Annotated in this window: 16 protein-coding genes, 1 pseudogene and 1 riboswitch; of the genes and pseudogenes, 14 read left to right on the top strand and 3 right to left on the bottom strand. The window is 44.8% G+C overall.

The features are described 5' to 3' along the window. Positions 1-83 precede the first annotated feature (83 nt). Entirely contained in the window at positions 84-614 is a 531-nt protein-coding gene (locus H5073_RS05685; RefSeq protein WP_182677817.1) for a thioesterase family protein, read from the bottom strand. Between the two features lie 179 nt (positions 615-793). Continuing rightward, a riboswitch (FMN riboswitch) is annotated at positions 794-934 on the top strand. A gap of 110 nt (positions 935-1,044) precedes the next feature. Here H5073_RS05685 and ribB point away from each other — a divergent pair. Then, positions 1,045-1,701, top strand: a complete 657-nt coding sequence (gene ribB, locus H5073_RS05680) for a 3,4-dihydroxy-2-butanone-4-phosphate synthase (protein ID WP_182677815.1) — start codon at positions 1,045-1,047, stop codon at positions 1,699-1,701. A gap of 70 nt (positions 1,702-1,771) precedes the next feature. Here ribB and H5073_RS05675 read toward each other — a convergent pair whose 3' ends face one another. Both H5073_RS05675 and prlC read right to left on the bottom strand, forming a co-directional pair. After that, a complete protein-coding gene (locus H5073_RS05675; protein ID WP_182677813.1) occupies positions 1,772-2,434 on the bottom strand; it encodes a PilZ domain-containing protein in 663 nt (220 codons plus the stop codon). A gap of 267 nt (positions 2,435-2,701) precedes the next feature. Beyond that, positions 2,702-4,741 carry an oligopeptidase A gene (gene prlC, locus H5073_RS05670; RefSeq protein ID WP_182677811.1) on the bottom strand — a complete coding sequence of 680 codons (2,040 nt, stop codon included), beginning with the start codon at positions 4,739-4,741 and terminating at the stop codon, positions 2,702-2,704. A 408-nt stretch (positions 4,742-5,149) separates the two neighbouring features. Here prlC and H5073_RS05665 point away from each other — a divergent pair, with 408 nt between their 5' ends. The 13 genes and pseudogenes from H5073_RS05665 (at position 5,150) to H5073_RS05605 (ending at position 20,259) form a co-directional block, all read left to right on the top strand. Next, complete coding sequence (locus H5073_RS05665) at positions 5,150-5,890, top strand: hypothetical protein (RefSeq protein WP_182677809.1); 741 nt, start codon at positions 5,150-5,152, stop codon at positions 5,888-5,890. Positions 5,891-6,030: 140 nt separating this feature from the next. After that, a complete protein-coding gene (locus H5073_RS05660) occupies positions 6,031-6,675 on the top strand; it encodes a hypothetical protein (protein ID WP_182677808.1) in 645 nt (214 codons plus the stop codon). A gap of 196 nt (positions 6,676-6,871) precedes the next feature. Further along, on the top strand, positions 6,872-8,227 hold the full coding sequence (gorA, locus tag H5073_RS05655) for a glutathione-disulfide reductase (RefSeq protein WP_182677806.1): 1,356 nt from the start codon (positions 6,872-6,874) through the stop codon (positions 8,225-8,227). Positions 8,228-8,616: 389 nt separating this feature from the next. Further along, positions 8,617-9,309: a HupE/UreJ family protein gene (locus H5073_RS05650; RefSeq protein WP_182677804.1), complete on the top strand. Its 693-nt coding sequence runs from the start codon at positions 8,617-8,619 to the stop codon at positions 9,307-9,309. Between the two features lie 37 nt (positions 9,310-9,346). Further along, positions 9,347-9,962, top strand: a pseudogene (locus tag H5073_RS05645) (hypothetical protein). Positions 9,963-10,106: 144 nt separating this feature from the next. Continuing rightward, positions 10,107-10,322 (top strand): TIGR02450 family Trp-rich protein, encoded by a 216-nt coding sequence (locus tag H5073_RS05640; protein ID WP_182677802.1) that lies wholly within the window; start codon positions 10,107-10,109, stop codon positions 10,320-10,322. 1,062 nt (positions 10,323-11,384) lie between these two features. Continuing rightward, complete coding sequence (locus tag H5073_RS05635) at positions 11,385-12,044, top strand: hypothetical protein (protein ID WP_182677800.1); 660 nt, start codon at positions 11,385-11,387, stop codon at positions 12,042-12,044. A gap of 219 nt (positions 12,045-12,263) precedes the next feature. Next, a complete protein-coding gene (locus H5073_RS05630; protein ID WP_182677798.1) occupies positions 12,264-15,332 on the top strand; it encodes an AAA domain-containing protein in 3,069 nt (1,022 codons plus the stop codon). A gap of 430 nt (positions 15,333-15,762) precedes the next feature. Further along, entirely contained in the window at positions 15,763-16,188 is a 426-nt protein-coding gene (locus tag H5073_RS18340; protein ID WP_259394828.1) for a hypothetical protein, read from the top strand. 523 nt (positions 16,189-16,711) lie between these two features. Further along, a complete protein-coding gene (locus H5073_RS05620) occupies positions 16,712-17,653 on the top strand; it encodes a metalloregulator ArsR/SmtB family transcription factor (protein WP_182677796.1) in 942 nt (313 codons plus the stop codon). A 25-nt stretch (positions 17,654-17,678) separates the two neighbouring features. Then, entirely contained in the window at positions 17,679-18,695 is a 1,017-nt protein-coding gene (gene arsB / locus H5073_RS05615; RefSeq protein ID WP_182677794.1) for an ACR3 family arsenite efflux transporter, read from the top strand. A 35-nt stretch (positions 18,696-18,730) separates the two neighbouring features. Beyond that, a complete protein-coding gene (locus H5073_RS05610; RefSeq protein ID WP_182677792.1) occupies positions 18,731-19,222 on the top strand; it encodes a tyrosine-protein phosphatase in 492 nt (163 codons plus the stop codon). Between the two features lie 26 nt (positions 19,223-19,248). Further along, entirely contained in the window at positions 19,249-20,259 is a 1,011-nt protein-coding gene (locus H5073_RS05605; RefSeq protein WP_182677790.1) for an ArsJ-associated glyceraldehyde-3-phosphate dehydrogenase, read from the top strand. Positions 20,260-20,261: the final 2 nt, after the last annotated feature.

Here is a 20,261-nt window from a genome sequence, read left to right as displayed (position 1 = left end):
AGAACTAAAGATGGCAGGATTGAGTGATGAATAACTGCGGTTTGATGCCCGCAGTTATTCATTTGGCAATGGTTAGCGAAAATTTAAATATTGCGCTCTTTTTTAAGCTGTAAAAAATCTTTCCACATCACCACTTCAGCTGGCATTTGTGGCGCTTCGCCTTTAAAGCCGGCTTCAGCGACTAGCGTGGGTAAAGGAATTTGCTTACCTTTACAAACAAATACGCCACGAACATGAACTATGCAATGCAAGCCCCGCTCGCTGACAAAACGTTGCTCGATATAGAAGTACTTTTCATCCCAACCGACAATTTTGGTTTCAATTTCAAACTGTTGAAATGGTTTTATATCGCGGATATAAGTGAATTCCGCCGCATTGACTATGGGCATCCATTTAAGCTTAATGAATTTCTTCAATAAACCCATTTCTGCCAGCATATAGGTACGGGCTAAATCCATAAAAGCGGGGTAGCGGGAATTGGTTAAGTGGAAATTGATGTCACAATCACTGGGTAAGGCGCGGTACTTAATACGACTTATGTCTAAAAAACCGACAGACTTGCAATGGCGAGTGCGCCAGAAAAGTAATAAAAATAGACGGAAATACAAATTCATTAGTGAACACTTCTTTAATTAGACGAAACAAATATAGCCCAGAGGCTAGCAGAGGTCTTACCAGTGAGCAAGCTTGCTGAAGCTTAATTTTACAGACAAGCTCCCTGGTTAAGGCGTTGCATATTATGCTGAACTCATTAAAATAACTGTGCTTTTCTAAGCAATATTTAATTATATGTATTAATTCTCAGGGCGGGGTGAGATTCCCCACCGGCGGTATACTTGAAAAAGTGAGCCCGCGAGCGCTCGATTCGTCGAGGTCAGCAGATCCGGTGAGATGCCGGAGCCGACGGTTATAGTCCGGATGAGAGAGAATGGAAAAACACCAGTAAGCCTAGCTTGCTGGTGCGATTCAATTTGGAAGCGTGTCAAAACTCACTTTGGCATGGTCCCTCATAAGCCCTGATTCTGGTCAATTTTAGGAGTAACCATGAATCAGTTATCTTTACTTTCACCTTTTGGTGAACCACTTACCCGAGTTGAAAATGCCATCGAAGCCCTTAAACAGGGTCAAGGTATTTTGTTGCTTGATGATGCAGATCGTGAAAACGAAGGCGATTTAATCTATTCCGCTCAGCACTTAACCTCAGCGCAGATGGCACTCATGATCCGTGAATGTAGCGGTATAGTCTGCCTGTGTCTAACCGATGAGCAAGCCAACAGACTGCAGCTCCCTCCTATGGTGCAACACAATAATAGTGCCAATCAAACGGCGTTTACTGTATCTATAGAGGCTAAAGTCGGAGTCACTACTGGTGTTAGTGCTCAGGACAGGGTCACGACAGTGAAAACCGCCATCAAGGTTGACGCCAAGCCTGAAGATCTCGCTAGACCTGGGCATGTATTTCCCCTAAGGGCACGTGCTGGTGGAGTGATGGCACGCCGTGGCCACACAGAAGGTACGGTAGACTTAATGCAGATGGCCGGATTAATGCCCGCTGGAGTACTGTGCGAGCTCACCAACGAAGATGGTACCATGGCAAAAACACCAGAAATAGTCGCCTTTGGGCTCAAGCACAATATGCCTGTTCTCACGGTAGAAGACATGGTGATATATCGCAATCACTATGATTTGAAGCTAGCTTAATCAAGACAATATAAAGAGGCGCTAGCAAGTGCCTCTTTAATATTTAACAAATGATTCACGTAAGTGCTAGTTATAGCTCAATAAACAACTGTTCAAGTAAAACTTTGATTTGCTCATCGTCTTCGTTGAATTGTATGCCCACATTGATCTTGCCATCATCAAAACGGCTATTACAGACTCTAGCGGGAATCGTAATATCACCATCTGTTGCCGTACGAATAGTGACAAAAATCTCTTTTTGGTTCACTTTGAGTTTACTGTTATTGCTTTTAAAGACAAAGCCGCAACCCTTAGATGAAATGTCAGAAATAATGCCTTTTAATTGCGGCGTGACTTTATCACTTTGCTCTTCTTTTGGAAAAATCGTGGCCGGTAAATGGGTGATAAATCGCTGATGAGTGCGTAATTGGCGGTTCTCGATTTGTTGCGGATAGCTTAAGAAAATCAATTTTTCAGGGAATTTGGTTATATTACGTATACTGGCTTTAAAGGCATAGCATTCGCCCTGCTGGCCTTCTAACAAGTAGCGCACCACTACAACATTTCCTTCCACCAGCACATCGCTATAGTTACTCATTTGCATAGGCGCGGGATGCTTTAGAATAATATAATTGCCCACGTCATAGCCCACCAATGCCGCTTTTATGCGTACTTTGACGGGATGGTCGATTTGTAAATCTATGATTTTCCCGGGTGTTAAATCAAAGAAACGGGATTTTCTAGCAATATTCAACGTGATGCTTCCACTATTTATTATTTTTGTGTTTTGTCTGCATCAAATCTGAGTCGTTTTTTTTACTGAACGCTCATTTTCGCACAAGGGAGTAATGTAAGTGGATGGAGAATTGAAGGCAACAATTTTTTGACGCTTGATAGCGGGTTTTCTTCGATCTTAAGTGCCAAACTGTAAATAATCAGGATATAAAAAGGGCATAAACCTCAGCCTATGCCCTATGTACACTACTAATGCCTTGATCCTTATGGTGGTTAACCGTAGGTCTTAAGCTTTAATGCCGGAATGCCTTAATAAGGCGTCAATATTTGGCTCTCGGCCCATAAAACGCTTGAACAAGGTCATAGGTTCTTCACTGCCGCCCATCTCCAGAATATTCGCCATAAAGCTTTTTCCGGTATCAGAATTAAAGATGCCTTCGGCTTCAAAGCGTGAGAATGCATCGGCCGATAACACTTCAGCCCATTTGTAGCTGTAATAACCCGCTGCATAGCCGCCTGCAAAGATGTGGGCAAAGCCGTGCTGGAAACGATTAAAGCTTGGCGGCGTTAGTACTGCCACTTGACTGCGCACTTCATCTAGCATGCCTTGGATATTGGCGCCTTTTTTAGGGTTGTATTCCAAATGCATTCTAAAGTCGAACAATGAAAACTCAAGCTGACGTAGCATCATCATTCCTGACTGGAAGCTTTTCGCTGCCAGCATTTTGTCTAAAAGCGCTTTAGGCAAGGGTTCACCAGTTTCAAAGTGGCCGGATATTTCACCTAGCGCCTCTTCTTGCCAACACCAGTTTTCCATAAATTGGCTCGGCAGCTCCACCGCATCCCAAGGTACACCATTGATGCCAGAGACATCGGCGACATCAATTTGGGTCAGCATATGGTGTATGCCGTGACCAAATTCATGGAACAAGGTGGTGACTTCATCATGAGTGAACAAGGCAGGCTTGCCATTCACTGGGCGATTAAAGTTACAAGTTAGGTAGGCCACGGGTTTTTGTAAGCCGTTTGGTGTTTGACGGCGCACGCGGCAGTCATCCATCCAAGCGCCGCCGCGTTTGCCAGTGCGGGCATATAAATCCAGGTAGAAGCTACCTCTTAAGGTGTTAGTTTCATCAAAAATATTGAAAAAACGCACTTCTTTATGCCAAGTATCTATGTCTTTTTGCTCTTCGATACGCAGACCAAACAGGCGCGATACTGTATAGAAGAGTCCTGAAAGCACCTTATCTTCAGGGAAATAAGGTCTTAATATTTCTTGAGATACTTCATATTTATGTTGCTGCAATTTTTCAGCGTAGAAGCTCAAGTCCCATGACTCCATATCACTGACGCCGTATTCGCTTAAGGCGAAGGCTCGCAGTTCGGCAAGCTCTGTCTTGGCTTGCTCTTTCGAGCGTTGACCTAGCTCGCTTAAAAACGTTAATACTTGCTCTGGGGTTTCGGCCATTTTAGTGGCTAAGGACTTGTGGGCGTAAGATTCAAACCCTAGCAGTTGAGCTAATTCATGGCGCAGGGCGATAATTTCATCCATGGCGGCACTGTTGTCGAACTCACCGGCATTGGGGCCTTGATCAGAGGCACGGGTGACAAAGGCACGGTAACATTCTTCTCTTAAGGCGCGATTTTCGCTGTAGGTCATTACCGGTAAATAAGAGGGAAAATCTAAGCTGAATAACCAACCACTTTTGCCATCTTCTTCCGCCATGGCTTTAGCCGCCGCTTTGGCGGAATCAGGTAAACCTGCAAGTTCAGACTCGTCAGTGATGAGTTTCTCCCAAGCTTGGGTGGCATCCAATAATTGATTAGAAAACAAACTTGTGAGTTCAGATAGGCGCTTAACGATTTCGCCATAACGCACTTTTTGCCCATCATCTAGACCAATACCCGACAGTTCAAAATCTCGCAGGCTTTGCTCTACTGCCATTTTTTTCGCTTGTGGTAATGTGGCAAATTCAGTGGACTCATGAATAGATTTATAGGCTTGATACAAGCCCTGATGTTGGCCGACAAAGGTGCCGTAGTCAGACAGTAATGGCAGGCAAGCATCGTGAGCTTCGCGCAGTGCATCTGAGCTAGTCACTGAGTTCATGTGAGATACAGGTGACCAAATTTGACTAAATTCATCGTCACATTCTTCTAAAGGCGCAATCAAATTGTCCCAAGTGTAGTGGCTATTTTGTGCTAATAAGGTCTCTATGGTATTGCGGCACTTGGCGATAGCTTGCTCTACCGCGCTCTGAATATGTTCAGGCTTAATTTGGGAAAAAGGCGGTAGGGCGGCGCCACTCAATAGTGGATTACTCATAGTGTGTCCTTAAATGCGTATTGGCGATATTCACTGGGCAGGCATGCCCGATAACAACCGTTAATTTAACAGAGTAAGCCTAGGCTTAGTATCAGTAGATATATGGCGTTGGCGCAAAATTTCAAGGCTTATCAATAAGAGGCTATAAAAATAGCTCAGCTGAGCTAGCAACAACAGTCGTAGACCAAGGCGCTGTCACGCCTTAAAGCCATATTGCCGCAAGGCTCTTTCCCCTATCCCATCCCAAAGAGAAAAAGTGTGATTTATTTATCGATTCAGATTTACACTATCTTTACATTAAGATATTTGACAAGCTAATCGCAAATAAGATCGCTTCTCATTCGGTTTCGCCTCAACCTCACTTACTATTCGGTGATGGTACAATTTACAAAATAATCTAAAGGTAATATGAATCTAAGCTTATCTCAGTATTTATTACTGTCTGCTTTAATAGGTCTGACTGTTGGCGCTCAGGCTGAAGAAATGGCAACCCAATGGTATGTGTCAACCGGACAAGACAGCCACTACGTCACAGAAGGACGGAATAATTTGTCCCAAGGTGGCATTTATTGGACTAATACCCAGTTAACTAAAGATGAATTGACCGGTTTTGTGACTCTAGTGCGCGGCAGCAATAGCCATTATGTGGAGTGGAACTTAGGGGTTGAATACCTGATTAAGCTTAGTGATACCTTGGAGTCTTATGTGGGCTATCAGCGCTTAGAAACCTATGGCAGTGGTGACAGCTCTCTTCGCAATTCTGATAATGAATTCTTTTCGAAAGTAAGCTACACCCAGTGGCGCTGGCTAACGCCATCGTTAAGCTATACCTATTCGACCTTGGCCGCAGGTTATTTTGTTGAACTAAGTCTGCACAGCCATTGGCAGTTAGATGATAAAATCAGCCTAAGCCCTTATTTGAGCCAAGGATTTGATTTTCAATACGCCACCGAGGCTCATAACGGTGCTAACCATTTCCAATTAGGTATAGAAGCTAATTATCAATTGGCAAAACCGCTGCGCCTTAGTGCTCATTTAGCTCGCACTTGGTCCATGGCTGATATTGATAATGAAGCTCAAAGTACCGGCCTAGAAGGCAGCTTAGATCAAACCTATGGCGGTTTACATCTTCATTGGCAGTTGCGATAGCGGCGCTAAATGCATTCGTTACGTTAGCTAGCTCAATAACATTAGTTGTGCCCATTTAGCGGCAAAATAGCGCTGTTTTTACTAACCTTAACTGACAACTCATCAGGTCTTATACCCAAGACTCAAGGCAAGGAACGCCTATGTTGTCTATTTATCAATGTGTTGCTGCAAAACTGACTTCACAGAATCGCACTCAGGCCGTGATAACAATGCCGATTTGGCAATACCTATATGCCAGCTTACTTCTGTTACTTCTGTGCCCAGAAACTATAGCCAGTGACGAAAGTTGGCAGCAATTGGTTGAACAAGTAGAGCTGCAAGACCCGCAAACCCACGAAGCGCCCAAACTCAAACTAGGCAAGCCCTTGGTGTTAGATAACCAAGGCAACAGCATGGAGCATAAAGCTGCTGATGAGATTGAAGTCGGTTTAGAGTTTCGCGCCCAAGATACGCCCGATTTATCCGAGCGACTATCAGAGGGATCAAAGTTATCTGAGGGCAGGAGTCATAAAAAGTCGACTCAAACGCGCAGCAAAAATAAGACAAAAACCTTAAGCCGCAAACAGCAATTGGCCAGCCGAAAACGTGTGGCCAATGATGTCGGTTGTCGTTGGCTTAATAGCCGCATGGATCATCTAGAGGGGCAGCTAACACAAGCGGGTACCCAAGACTTAGGTCATCAAGCCGCAGAGCTTAAGATCAGACAAAAAGAATGGCAATGCCTTAAATGTGGCGTCGAGGGACCATCGATTGCAGATCGCAGCCGTTGCCAACATAAGCGCTGAGTGCTTACGCCTTAGCACTCATTCTTTAGCTCTTACTCTTTATAACTTAGAGCTGAGAGAACCGAGAAACGAGAACCAGCCGCAAGCATTTGGCATTCATAGGTTTACGATAAACACTTAAGCTTCATTTATGCAGGCTAGTATGCAAGGTCATTCCCCCCTACAATGGCTGCAATAATAAAACGTGGAGAACAGCATGACCCAAGAATTTGACTATATCTGCCTAGGTGCAGGTAGCGGCGGTATCGCTTCGGCTAACCGAGCAGCGATGCGCGGCGCCAAGGTATTACTCATCGAAGCCAAACAAGTGGGCGGCACTTGCGTTAACTTGGGCTGCGTGCCGAAAAAAGTCATGTGGTATGGTGCCCATATTGCCGAGGCAATGAACTTATACGCCAAAGATTATGGTTTCGATGTCACAGTGAATAAATTCGATTGGAGCACCTTAGTTGCCAGTCGCGAAGCCTATATAGGCCGAATTCATGATGCCTATGGTCGCGGCTTTGCTAACAACAAGGTGACCTTGCTCGAAGGCTATGGCCGTTTTGTTAATGGCAATACCATAGAAGTGGACGGCAAGCATTACAGTGCTAAGCATATCCTTATCGCTACCGGCGGTGCGCCAAGCTTCCCTGATATTCCTGGCGCCGAGCATGGCATAGATTCAGACGGTTTCTTTGGCCTTAATGAGCAGCCCAAGCGAGTTGCCGTGGTCGGAGCGGGCTACATAGCGGTGGAAATCGCCGGTGTCATGCATGCCCTTGGCAGTGAAACCCATTTATTGGTACGTAAACACGCGCCGCTGCGCAACTTTGACCCGATTTTGACTGACGCCTTAGTAGAAGCCATGGCGCTGGATGGCCCGACGCTGCATACTCACAGCGTCCCCAAAGAAGTGCTGAAAAATGCCGATAATAGCCTGACCTTAGTGCTAGAAAACGGCAATAGTGTCACGGTCGATTGCTTAATCTGGGCCATAGGCCGCGAGCCATCCACAAACAATATTGGCCTAGAGCACACCCAAGTTGAACGTGATGAAAAAGGCTATATCATCACGGATGCACAGCAAAACACCAGCGCTGAAGGCATCTATTGTGTTGGCGATATTATGGCGGGTGGCGTCGAGCTGACTCCCGTTGCTGTCAAGGCTGGGCGCCTGTTATCTGAGCGTCTATTTGGCGCCATGCCAGATGCCAAGATGGACTATAACTTGATCCCAACCGTAGTCTTTAGCCACCCGCCCATAGGCACCATGGGCTTAACCGAGCCAGAAGCCGTGACTCAGTACGGCGCGGATAAAGTCAAAGTTTACAGCTCGACTTTTACCTCTATGTACACAGCGGTAACCGCCCACCGTCAGGCGTGCAAGATGAAGTTAGTCTGCGCCGGTGACAATGAAGTCGTGGTCGGCATTCACGGTATCGGCTTTGGAATGGATGAAATCCTCCAAGGCTTTGGTGTAGCCATGAAGATGGGCGCAACTAAGGCAGATTTCGACTCTGTGGTCGCTATACACCCCACAGGCGCCGAGGAGTTTGTCACTATGCGTTGATTAGCCTCAAGCTAATCAAGCCGTAAATTTACGCGCTGGCTTACGTTAAGTTAAAAAGGCTAAAGGTTCCGCTTTTAGCCTTTTTTGTGGCTGATCGCTTTGTGGATGAACGTCGTAATGTTATCGAAGGGTAAATTTCAAGTGGTCATCTATTCGATGATATCGCTATCGGCTCTAAACAATGCTTGGACATGCAAACGGCTAACATCATTAACAGCCAATCGCAGGCTGAGTGTCCACAAACCTGTACTAATTCATCCTCAAAAAATCAATATAGCTAACTCCAGCCGATTAGCCGTTAATCTTGATGTCCGCTTTGTGCTACCTTAGCCTTTCGTTATTCCAGCACTTTTCGTGCTACAAAAAATAATAATAACCGGAGCTTAACGATGCACAGTAAGTGGTTTGGCTATGCCCTGATCTTGGCGCTGGTGGGTGTCATTGCCCCCTTTGAGGTATTCGCTCATGGGGTGGATGACAATACCCGCGCTTTTTTAGAGCACAATACTGGGGTGCAATTTTTCCCTTTTGTGTATATCGGCGCTAAGCACATGATCACAGGTTACGATCACTTGCTATTTTTAGTGGGGGTGATCTTTTTCTTATATCGCAGCCGAGATGTGTTCTTGTATGTCACCATGTTCACCTTAGGTCACAGCACCACTTTACTGTTAGGGGTGCTGAGCGATATTCAAGTTAATGCTTATCTTATTGATGCCATTATTGGTTTATCTGTGGTGTATAAAGGATTCGACAATTTAGGTGGCTTTAAACGCTGTTTTAATTGGCAACCCAATACCCAATGGGCGGTGTTGATTTTTGGTCTATTCCACGGCTTTGGCCTAGCGACCAAATTGCAGGAATTTGACTTACCTGAGGCAGGCTTACTCACTAACTTGTTAGCCTTTAACTTGGGCGTTGAACTCGGTCAGTTTGCCGCTCTTGGGTTCATTTTGATTGCCATCACAGCTTGGCGCAAATGGCCGTCGTTCCAACATTTTTCAACGCTAACGAATACCTTGCTAATGAGCGCTGGGTTAATCTTGATGGGTTATCAACTAACCGGCTACGCAGTTAGCTAAAAAACCGGCTACGCAATTAACTAAAAAGAAGAAGATTATGCAACATACAGTAAGCAGTAAGACATTGATTAAAGCCTCGTTTTCGGCAGTTATCTTAGCGGCAATTGCCTTGGTGAGCTTAATTTTACCCGCAGAATACAATATAGACCCCACAGGAGTGGGCAAGGCCTTAGGCCTGACAGCGCTGGCTCAGCCAGATTCTGGCATTCAGATGCAAGCTGTAATAGATGCATCTAAGTCTGAAACGTCACAGACGCCAGCCAATGCGCCACAAAGTGATGCCGCCAAACCGTCCGAGCACAGCATAAGCGTGACTGTGCCAGCGGGACGCGGGGTGGGTGGAGTATAAGTTTTATATGGCGCAATTTGCCAAGATGGAATACCAATGGAGCACTCACACTGAAACCGCCACTGACACCGCCACTAATAATAGCAGCCCGAGTCCGCTATATTTTGACTTACACGGCGAGCCACAGGGCGACACCACAGGGTATTTTGAGAGCTACGTCATTGCCACAAGTGATGAAATGAAGGGCAGTTTTACCGCCCCCTTTGCAGGCTCCCACGGTTGGTATTGGAAAAACACCAGCGCACAAGCCGTTACCGTGCAGCTTAAGGTCAGCGGTGACTTTACTGTGATAGGGCTTAAATAGCCTGACATTTTGGCTCGTAAGCACAGGCATTTGTCTATTCATAGGCAGTTTGTTCGCTATTGGCACCTATCAGCAATGGTCAAGATGGGTCAGTGACAACAGTGATGGTCAGAAATGAACCGTGATGTATTTGAAGGAGTGTCGATGAATAACATTAACCCCAAGAAATTACTCAACAGCAAATGGACAGCTGTTGCACCCGTTAATAAAGAAAAGCACTTTATGGTCACTGAAATTGAATTCGATGAAGAGGGCATAGTCGTTTTTTGCTCAATCGAAGCTGTGATATCAAAACGCTCTACCCCAATAGACTGGCATGATTTGCAAGATGGTACGCGTTGGGTTCATGGCTGGAAGTAATGGCATTTAGCTGACTAACTCAATAGAACAACTCGAGCTATTTAGCTCAATACCCTCTTATTAGCATTGGTGTCGCTGTTTAGGTTGTATACCGATAAAAGCGAAACTTAACATCATAGGATTGATCTCGGCCATTGCATTAACGTCCCGAGTGACGCCGTATTCTTATCAGCAAGAAGGTCCTTGTGGGCTCGGGCATTATTTAAGATGTCCAAACTTCGTTTGGAATAAAGTCGCAGGGTTCCACTCTGCACTGGCCAAGAGGGGAAAACAACAGCATTCTCCCCTCTTGGAACACCCCTTTGCCGCCCGCGAAGTTGTTATTCCTCTTGCTTATGGATAAATAGCTAACACTTTCGATGGGGCGTCCCAGCCCCCCGAAAGTTAGCCAGACATCCATGTCTGGACTTACGCTATTTATTCCAACGCACTTCGGCAACTTCGAGGGGGATTTGGTGCAACCTGTGCCTGTACTGTTAGGGTTGGCATAGGCATGGGACTCAATTTTAAGAGCTAACAGATTGCACGAATGCTAAAAAGGTGAACCATGAGTGTTTGCGAGACGACCGTCCATCCCATGGACGGGATGTTCGAGCCCTCATGGATGAGTTTACGGTGTGTCGACGAGTGAATGCCATGGCAAGCCTGTATGCAGGAATTTCAGCAACTGGTTTTTTCAGGCAAGTTCAGTGTAAATTTTCTAGCTCATTTCTGTCCAAAAACGAGTTAGGTTAATCTTGGCCCTGCTTCTCGTTATGTAAATTTGTTGAAGAGTAAAAACGCTCGGTTTTATCCAGTGAACAATCTATGCTGTTGAAAAATAATGTTAAAAATTTATCTCGAGAGTACATGACGAGAAGCGAGCGATTCTTGACACTCTAAATTCTCGCTTCTTTTCATTAAAGAGCATCCAGAATCAAAGAGATTGATAAGCCTCTTGATAGCTGGTAAGTTACTAAAATTAATAACAATTTAAGCGTAAGCGAGTCTAAGATTGAGGCAATGTCTTAGGATGTTTTCCGAAATTCGCGTGAATACGCTGTTAGCTTTCAAGGAGTTTTTGTGTCATTTCTGAAAAAAAATCTAATTTGGTTCTTATTTGTTATAAGCCTATTCCTTCTGCTTATTTCCTCAAATGAAGCCTTGCCAAAGATATTTCACGATAACTTTATAGGTGGTTTGTTTTCTCAATTTTCTGTTGGTAACACGATAATTTTCAATCTTAGTATTGGCTATATTGTGAGTTTAATATTTTATGTTCTAGTGGTAGTAATTCCTGAAAAACGTAAAAATAAAGAATTAAAAGAAAAACTTGGACAACCAATATCATTTGTCTTAGAAGCGTTTTGTTATGACAAAAGCATATTGAATGGTATCTTCCATTGGAGTAAGCATGTAATTAATTGTCGTCCAATATCTGAACATCTAGGTGATCTCAATCAATTTAAAAATGATGCAAACTATAAAAAACTTCAGGATGCGAGATCTATAATAGTATTGCAAGCAGCGGACGAAATTTTACCTACATTCGAACAGCTAGTTCCTGTTGCATTTCAAGTTTCTCATCATCATGCAATGGTATGGCTAAGTTTAACAAACTCAATTCGTCAACTTGCTCGTTTGTATAATACGGAGCATGAATCTCGTGATTGGGGTGTTTTAGATTTAAACCTAAAAGAATTTGTTGAGTATACTGGGCTGTTTTATAGTAAAAAAAGCTAATAAGAAATTAAACAAGGACAAAAAACAGTTGGTTTTTGCTCCTTCGTCGCTTATTTTAACCAACTATTTTTTGCCTGTTAATTAGGCGTTATGTGTATAGTTATGGCCACTGGCTGAATTTAAAGTACGCCTGTTTTCCTGAGCGTATTCGTGATCTGAAATTTGTAACGCCCCTTAGATTATTTTGGGCAAATAAAAACAACATAGTAAGAGCTGGTAATGACTCTGTATTTTAAACAAATTAGTCGCTATTTTCGCCAATCATTGATCGACACCGACAGGCTCTGCCCTGAAGATAAGGATATTCTTCCGGCGCTGGGGGCTGAAAAAAATCGGCCCCCCCAGGCCGATTATGTAGCTCTATCTACTAACCTTTGGCAGCAGGGGCAAGTCGACCCAAACTTAGCTGAGCAAATCATTGAAGCGCGTCAACCTAAAAACAAGCCACCTCTACAACAGCTGGAAATCGTGATCTTCCCCCGTGTCGATCACCTCAATTATCAGGGCGGAGAAAGTGACAAGCGAAAACGCCGTGTATTGATGCCCTTAGTTGTGTTTGTCAATTTACTGCGTGATGGTAAGTTGCAGCCAACCAATAAAGCGCCCTGGATCCCGCGTATCTGGATTGGTCCAACCCAAAGTGCCACGCAGCCTTTCACCGAAATGGACTTACTGGATGCATTTTTTACGCAGCATCCATTTGAAGGCATAGAAAACTGGTCGCAGCTTACTGCTTATTGCACCAGGCTGTTATGCAAAGCAACCGGTGAAACCTACCGTGAAGCCAGTGACGAGCTACCTGCTACACAGCTGAGTGATCTGGCTATATCGCCCGAATATACATTAAGCGACCAGTGCTTATTGCAGTTGAATACGCCTGTTGTAGGTGCGAAAGCCAAGATGCTAAAGGTACTGGACTTTATGGTAGAGAAAGGGCGCTTCCCTAAACTCTATCAGGTATACAGTAATCGTAAGAGTTCCAAGCTCAGTGCATACGTTGACAAACAGGACAATGCAGAGCTAGCAAATCAGCATGTGGGCCAGATGTCGGGCGAGTTTCCGCTCTCGGTGAAACAGCGCAATGCACTGCATCACTTTATTGAGCAAAAGTCAGGTGAGATTCTGGCAGTAAACGGGCCGCCAGGTACAGGAAAAACAACCTTGTTGCGCTCGGTTGTCGCTAATCTCTGGACACAAGCGGCACTGAGTCAAAGTGAGGCACCATTAATAGTCGCCACCTCAAACAATAATCAGGCGGTAACAAATATTTTGGAAAGCTTTGCTCGAATTGACGAAACAGGGCTGGATGAATGCCTGAAGGGGCGCTGGCTACCAGAGGTAGATAGTTATGGCTTGTATTTCTGTTCAGGGGCAAAAGCTAACCAATATAATCCCTATCGCTACGCTGGTCCTAAAGGCGAGGGCTGCATGGAAGGCTGGCAAACTCAGGCATTTATCATTGAGGCGCAGCAACATTTCCTCACCAAAGTCAAAAACTGGAAGCAAAGTGAGTGTAAGAGTGTTGATGATGCACTGGCTACCTTGCACAAAGAAATGTGTGTGGCTCAGCATAAGATCAGACAGGGCTTTGACTATTTAAAAGCTTGGCAGTTGGTTTTGCGTAATATTGAACAGCAGTATGGTTCAGTGGAATCTTTGAAGACAAGCATAACAGAGTCTAAAGTAGCCTTTAACGAACATTCTTTGGCCTATAAACAAGAGAAAGCTCTACTGGATGCGGTTTATAAACTTTGGGAATCGCGCAAATGGTGGGTCTCTTTATTGATGTGGTTGCCCGTGATTCGTAAGCAAGAATCACGTAAGACAGCGCGATTGCTGAACCAATGGGACAAGGTGCTCGGAGTTTTCAGCGATGATGAGGTTGAAGCGGCGCTGAACCAACAAATGGATGGAATTCGCACCGAAATCAGCCAACTGGAACAACAGGTCTCTAAGGCGGAAGGCTGTTTATCGCATTTTCAGTTGCAGCAGGACAATCTCAATACTTGGCTTGCACCGGCAGAGACGCTGACGCTGTTTAGCAAAACAATGCCCGAGCAAGTAGCGGAGCTGAATGACCGTTACTACCGTTTCCGCCTGTTTAAGTTGGCGACGCACTACTTTGAAGGACGTTGGCTAAAGGAGACCAGAGCTTTTGTTGAAAGCAATGATCAAGACAAAAAATCACCATTTAAACTACTACGCAAGCTCCGACGCTATGCCAAGTTAACGCCTTGCTTTGTCTCTACCTTCTATATGGTACCAAATACATTCATGGCGGGAGAGTTTAAAGATGGGAGTTGGGCTGATCTACCACAGCTAGAAGAGATTGATTTGCTTATAGTGGATGAAGCAGGCCAAGCCCTTCCAGATATTTCCGCGGCCAGCTTTGCTTTAGCTAAGCGAGCCTTGATAGTGGGAGATATTGACCAAATCGAACCTGTATGGAGCATCCCTGCTAGTGTCGATCGCTCTAACTTGGCTCTGTTCGATCTATTGGAGGATGAGCAAGATTATGAGCAATGGCTAGGTAGTGGCATGCTGGCAAGCAGTGGGAATGTGATGCGACTGGCGCAAAGGCAATGTCACTATCATCAGTTTGAAAAGTTACAGTGTGGTCTGTATCTCACTGAACACCGTCGCTGTTTTAACGATATTGTGAGTTATTGTAACGACTTGGTGTATCAGGGAATACTTGAGCCTCTTCGTGGTAACGCTAAGCACGAGGTCCCTTGGGGTACAATGACCTTACAGCCTGTTTATTCGCCCTCCCAATCGTTTGGTGGTAGCCGAGGCAACTTTGGAGAGGCAGAAGCGATTGCTCTGTGGTTGGTGGCGCAATATAACGCGCTGCTGGCCTACGCAAGGCAGCAAGATAAAAAATATCAAACCATGGACGATGCCAACGTGCTTCGTCTAGCAGTAGGCATTGTCACGCCTTTTAGCAAACAGGCTGGCTTAATTCGCGGTGAGCTCCGAAAGGTAGGTATTGAAGGACTAACCGTAGGCACCGTGCATAGCTTGCAAGGAGATGAGCGCTTGGTCGTACTGTTTTCAAGTGTATACGGCGAAAACAATAAAGACAGCGGTAAATTCTATGACGCTGGTCCGAATATGTTGAATGTTGCCGTTTCCCGGGCGAAAGATGCATTTATAGTATTTGGAGATCCGAATGTGTTCGGAGCGAATGTCGCAGGCTCGCCATCTGGCTTGTTGAAGCAACGCCTTGTATTAAAAAATGATATTCTAAGAGCAGAAAAAGCGAACTACTCGCTTTCAGTGGGGTAAACACATCAGCTCGCAAATTTGCTAGCGGCTTCCTTCAGACCAATCATCAATGATAAGCCCTTGCCATTCGCTAGTAGTTAACGTTTAATAACAGTACGTTATTAAGCGGTGATCTTCCTACAGAGGACTTTCACCTCATTAGTTCATGCCCATGCTGGGCGTACACAAGTTACTCAAACGGACGCTAAACAGTTGGCTAGCACTCGTTCCTCGTACATTTTAGCCAACAATTTCGCGCCGCTTAGTAAGGCGAACTAAAGGAATAGAATCAACGGTGTCCTCCAGCGTAAAATTTTGACTTTATCTTTTAAGTTAACAGGTTACATAGAAGCTAAAAGGTGATCCAGGGCGCTTTACCAAGAGATAGGCGAGACGACCGTCCATCCCATCAGACGGGATGTTCGACTTTGGTTTAAATCAAGAGCCAAGGATGGACTCTGGTTTAAGTCAAAAGCTGCGTGTCGTGAGACTTTTTATGAAAGAAATGGGTCGTGGCAAGCCTGTATGCGGGGCGTTCGGCGACAGGCCTTTGATGTTAGGTCAGTGTATTTTGCATCAAGAGAACCGCCAATATTCAATCAAATTTCCTAGGTATATCAAGATGCATAAAGTCATGAAAAAATTTGTGTTGCTCCCTGCTGTTGTTGCATTGGTGATGGCGCTAATGGCTTGTGATTCTGGAAGCGTTCAAGCTATCACTGAGACTGAAGCTAACATTGAAACTGAAGCTGAAATTTCAATCTGCGATGAGTTTGGCAATCGCTATTCGTCTGAAGATGAACCCAAAGCCAAGGGGCTGGAACTGCATCAGTACGGCGCAACGTATTGCCCCGAATATAAACCAGAGCTGAACTGAAATTAAACGTGAGTTGAGGAACAACGCTGCCTCCCAGCGTAAAATGTTGGCTTTATGCTTTTAAGTTAATAAGTTACACAGAAGCTAAAAAGGTGAACCAGGGCAATTTGCGAGACGACCGTCTGAGACATGGATGTCGAGGCGAGCTATATGGACATACTTGCTGCGTGTCGTAAAGTGAATGCCGTGGCAAGCCAGTATACCAAAATTAACTGTGTCACAGCGTAAGATATTTTATTTATGCTTTTAAATTAACAAGTTATATAGCATCTAAAAAGATGGAACATGGTGATTTACACCGCGATTGTTATTCCTACAGCACAGGTACACTACCTAAAACCCTCCGCTTCGTTAAATGCTCCCATTTAGATTGTCACAGACAAAACCTCTGCTCAATTATCCGTTTGTTAAGGCCTTTTCGCTAAAAAAATTGGCTAGTTAAAATCTGTTCGTGAAAATACTTGTATATATGATATTTCATATATACACTTCTGAGTGATCTAGTTAATCAGAGAAAGCCAGTATGTCAGCGAGCGCGTCTAATCCTCTAAGCTCAGTCGGCTCAAGCCAAATCGAAGGTGATTCGCCCCCTAAACGGCGGGTGTTGTTTATTTGCAGCGGCAATACTGCGCGCTCGCAAATGGCGGAGGCGCTGCTACGGCATAAAGCCGATAGCTTTTTTGAGGTCTGTAGTGCTGGCACACATGTGGCTAATGTCGTTGAAGTCACTGATGGCGAAGAAGCCGATGCCGCTGATGCGCTAGGCGTCGTGGATGAACGCGCCTTAAGTGCGCTTATCCAGTTGGGCATTAATACCCAAGGTTTAGCGTCTAAGTCGATTGCAGAGTTTGCTAGTCAAAGCTTTGATTTTGTTATCACCTTGTGTGATAAGGCCAACCAAGAATGCCGCAGTTATGCCGGCGCTAAGCAGCAATATGCTTGGGATATCGCGCCTCCCAAATCTCGTGGCGGTGAAACCCCCTTTCTAGCAACCTTAGATGACATCAGCCATAGACTCGATTTGTTTTTGCGCCTGGAAGCGCCGCAAGCTTGGGTTCAGTCAGATGTACAAGCTCCATTTCAGAGTGCAACAGACACAGTCGCCGCCAGCATTAATATCGACCCTATTAGCTTTTATAAATGCCTAAGCGATGATATTCGCTTAAAAACCTTAATGCTCAGCCATTATCTGGGGGAGTTATGCGTCTGTGAACTGATGGTGGCATTAGATGAGCCTAGCCAGCCTAAAGTGTCGCGCAATTTAGCTGTGCTGAAAAAGGCAAACGTTATCAGTGATCGAAAACACGGCCAATGGGTGTTTTATCGCATTAATCCGCTGTTACCTCAATGGGCCAAGGCAGTATTAGCGCAGACGACTGAATATAATATTGAGCGCCTTGAGGCTGAACTTGAGCGCGTGAGTAACATGAAAAACCGTCCCGACAAGGCCAGTTTTTGTCGCTAAATATTAGTAATTAGGAAGAAATAACATGGGCATTTTTGAACGCTATTTATCGATTTGGGTTGGATTAAGCATCATTTTTGGGGTGGTGTTAGGTTTATGGCAGCCTGATGTTTTTCAATTGATTGCAGATTTTGAGATAGCGCAGGTAAATATTGTGGTAGCGGTTTTTATCTGGGTGATGATTTATCCCATGATGGTGCAAATTGATTTTTCATCTATTAAAGATGTGGGTAAAAATCCTAAAGGGCTGATCTTGACCCTAGTGATAAATTGGCTGATTAAACCTTTTACTATGGCGGGCTTAGGTTGGCTATTTTTTAATATTCTGTTTGCGGACTTAGTCGATCCTGCATCAGCACAAGAATACATTGCCGGTATGATTTTACTCGGCGTTGCGCCTTGCACCGCCATGGTGTTTGTTTGGTCACAATTAACTAAAGGTGACCCCAATTACACCTTGGTACAAGTGTCGGTGAATGACGTCATTATGGTGTTCGCTTTTGCGCCTATCTGCGCTTTTTTACTTGGCGTTAGCGATATTCAAGTGCCGTGGGAAACCTTGCTGATCTCCGTGGTGCTGTATGTGCTACTGCCATTAATCGCGGGGATTATTACCCGAAAAAGGCTCGATAATGCTCAAGGTGAACAGTCGTTAACGGTTTTTTTATCCGCGTTGAAACCTTGGTCTGTCATTGGGTTATTAGCCACTGTGGTTTTGCTGTTTGGCTTTCAAGCCAACACCATAATGGCTGAGCCTGAAACCATTGGCTTGATTGCTATTCCATTGATGATCCAGACATACGGTATTTTTATTATTGCCTATTTAGCAGCCAAATGGATGAAATTACCACATAACATTGCAGGTCCTGCGTGTTTGATAGGCACCTCTAACTTTTTTGAATTGGCGGTCGCCGTGGCGATTTCACTTTTTGGTTTACATTCTGGCGCCGCACTAGCAACGGTGGTGGGGGTGTTGGTTGAAGTGCCTGTGATGCTATCTCTGGTTTACTTTATTAATCGAACACAGCATTGGTTTAGATAAAAACATTACTCTATTTGTTTATCTTTGAGGTCATTATGCAAACACATCCTTTTGATATTTTATCGCTTGAAAATGGTGCGCAACTTATTTTTACCCCGTGTCCTGGTATCAAAGAAGCTATGTTAAGTGATGCTATTTCTACCCTTAAACAAGCTGGGACTAGCATGCTTATCAGTTTGATGTTTGATGAAGAAATGAAAAAAAATAACGCGCTCTCATTACCAACTGAATGTGAAAAACAAGGCGTTAAGTGGCTTCAATTCCCTATTTTAGATGATGCACCTCCAGGCCAAGCCTTTGAATCTCAGTGGAATGCATACAAGGCTAATATTTTAGATACGCTCAATAACAAGGGCACCATAGCCGTTCACTGCAAAGGCGGCTCAGGCAGAACAGGCTTAGTGATCGGGCTTATTTTATTAGCGTTTGGTTGGTCTGGGGACAAGGTGATTGAAGCGGTGCAGAAAATACGCCCTAAAGCGCTAAAACACCCAGTTCAATTAGATTACTTTAATTCACATTTATAAATTTAAACCACATTGAGGACACTCACATGATAATTAAAATCGGTATTAACGGCTTTGGCCGTATGGGGCGTTTATCAATGCGGACAGCCTTTGATTGGGACGACATTGAAATAGTGCAGATTAACGACCCCGCTGGTGATGCGGCAACCTTGGCCCACTTAATGACTTTTGATTCCGTCCATGGCCGCTGGCACCATGAAGCCACTCATGAAGGAAGCGCCATGGTGATTAATGGTAAAAGCATTCCTTGCAGTCAAAACATCGCCACTCAAGATACCGACTGGTCGGGTTGTGATCTGGTCATTGAAGCGTCAGGCAAGATAAAAACCAAGGCCTTGCTGCAAGCCTACCTAGACCAAGGGGTAAAACGTGTGGTTGTGACAGCGCCGGTGAAAGAAGACGGGGTATTGAATATCGTTATGGGGGTTAATGATGGCTTATACGACAAGGCGATTCACCCAATAGTGACGGCGGCCTCTTGCACCACCAACTGCTTAGCGCCGGTGGTTAAGGTTATCCATGAAAAAATAGGCATTAAGCATGGCTCTATGACCACAATCCATAACATTACTAATACTCAAACTATTATAGATGCGCCTCATAAAGATTTACGCCGAGCCCGCTCGTGTGGCACAAGTTTAATTCCGACAACTACAGGCTCAGCGACTGCGATTACCCATATCTTCCCTGAGCTTAAAGGCAAACTTAATGGCCATGCCATACGGGTTCCTTTAACCAATGCATCAATTACCGATTGTGTGTTTGAAGTTGAACGTAACACCAGCGTGGAGGAGGTGAATCAACTGCTCAAACAAGCTGCTCAAGGTGAATTGAACAACATCATGGGGTATGAAGAACGTCCGCTGGTGTCCATTGATTACAAAACCGATCCACGCTCGAGCATTATTGATGCGCTTTCTACCATGGTAGTGAACCACACCCAAGTGAAGCTCTACGTGTGGTATGACAATGAATGGGGCTATGCCAATCGCATCGCCGAGCTTGCCCGTATGGTAGGCCGCGCCGATAAGGAATAGCC

Source organism: Shewanella sp. SR44-3 (assembly GCF_014163735.1).
GTDB lineage: Bacteria > Pseudomonadota > Gammaproteobacteria > Enterobacterales > Shewanellaceae > Shewanella.
Note: the sequence above shows the minus strand (reverse complement) of the source record. Positions and strands in the feature narration are given on the sequence as shown.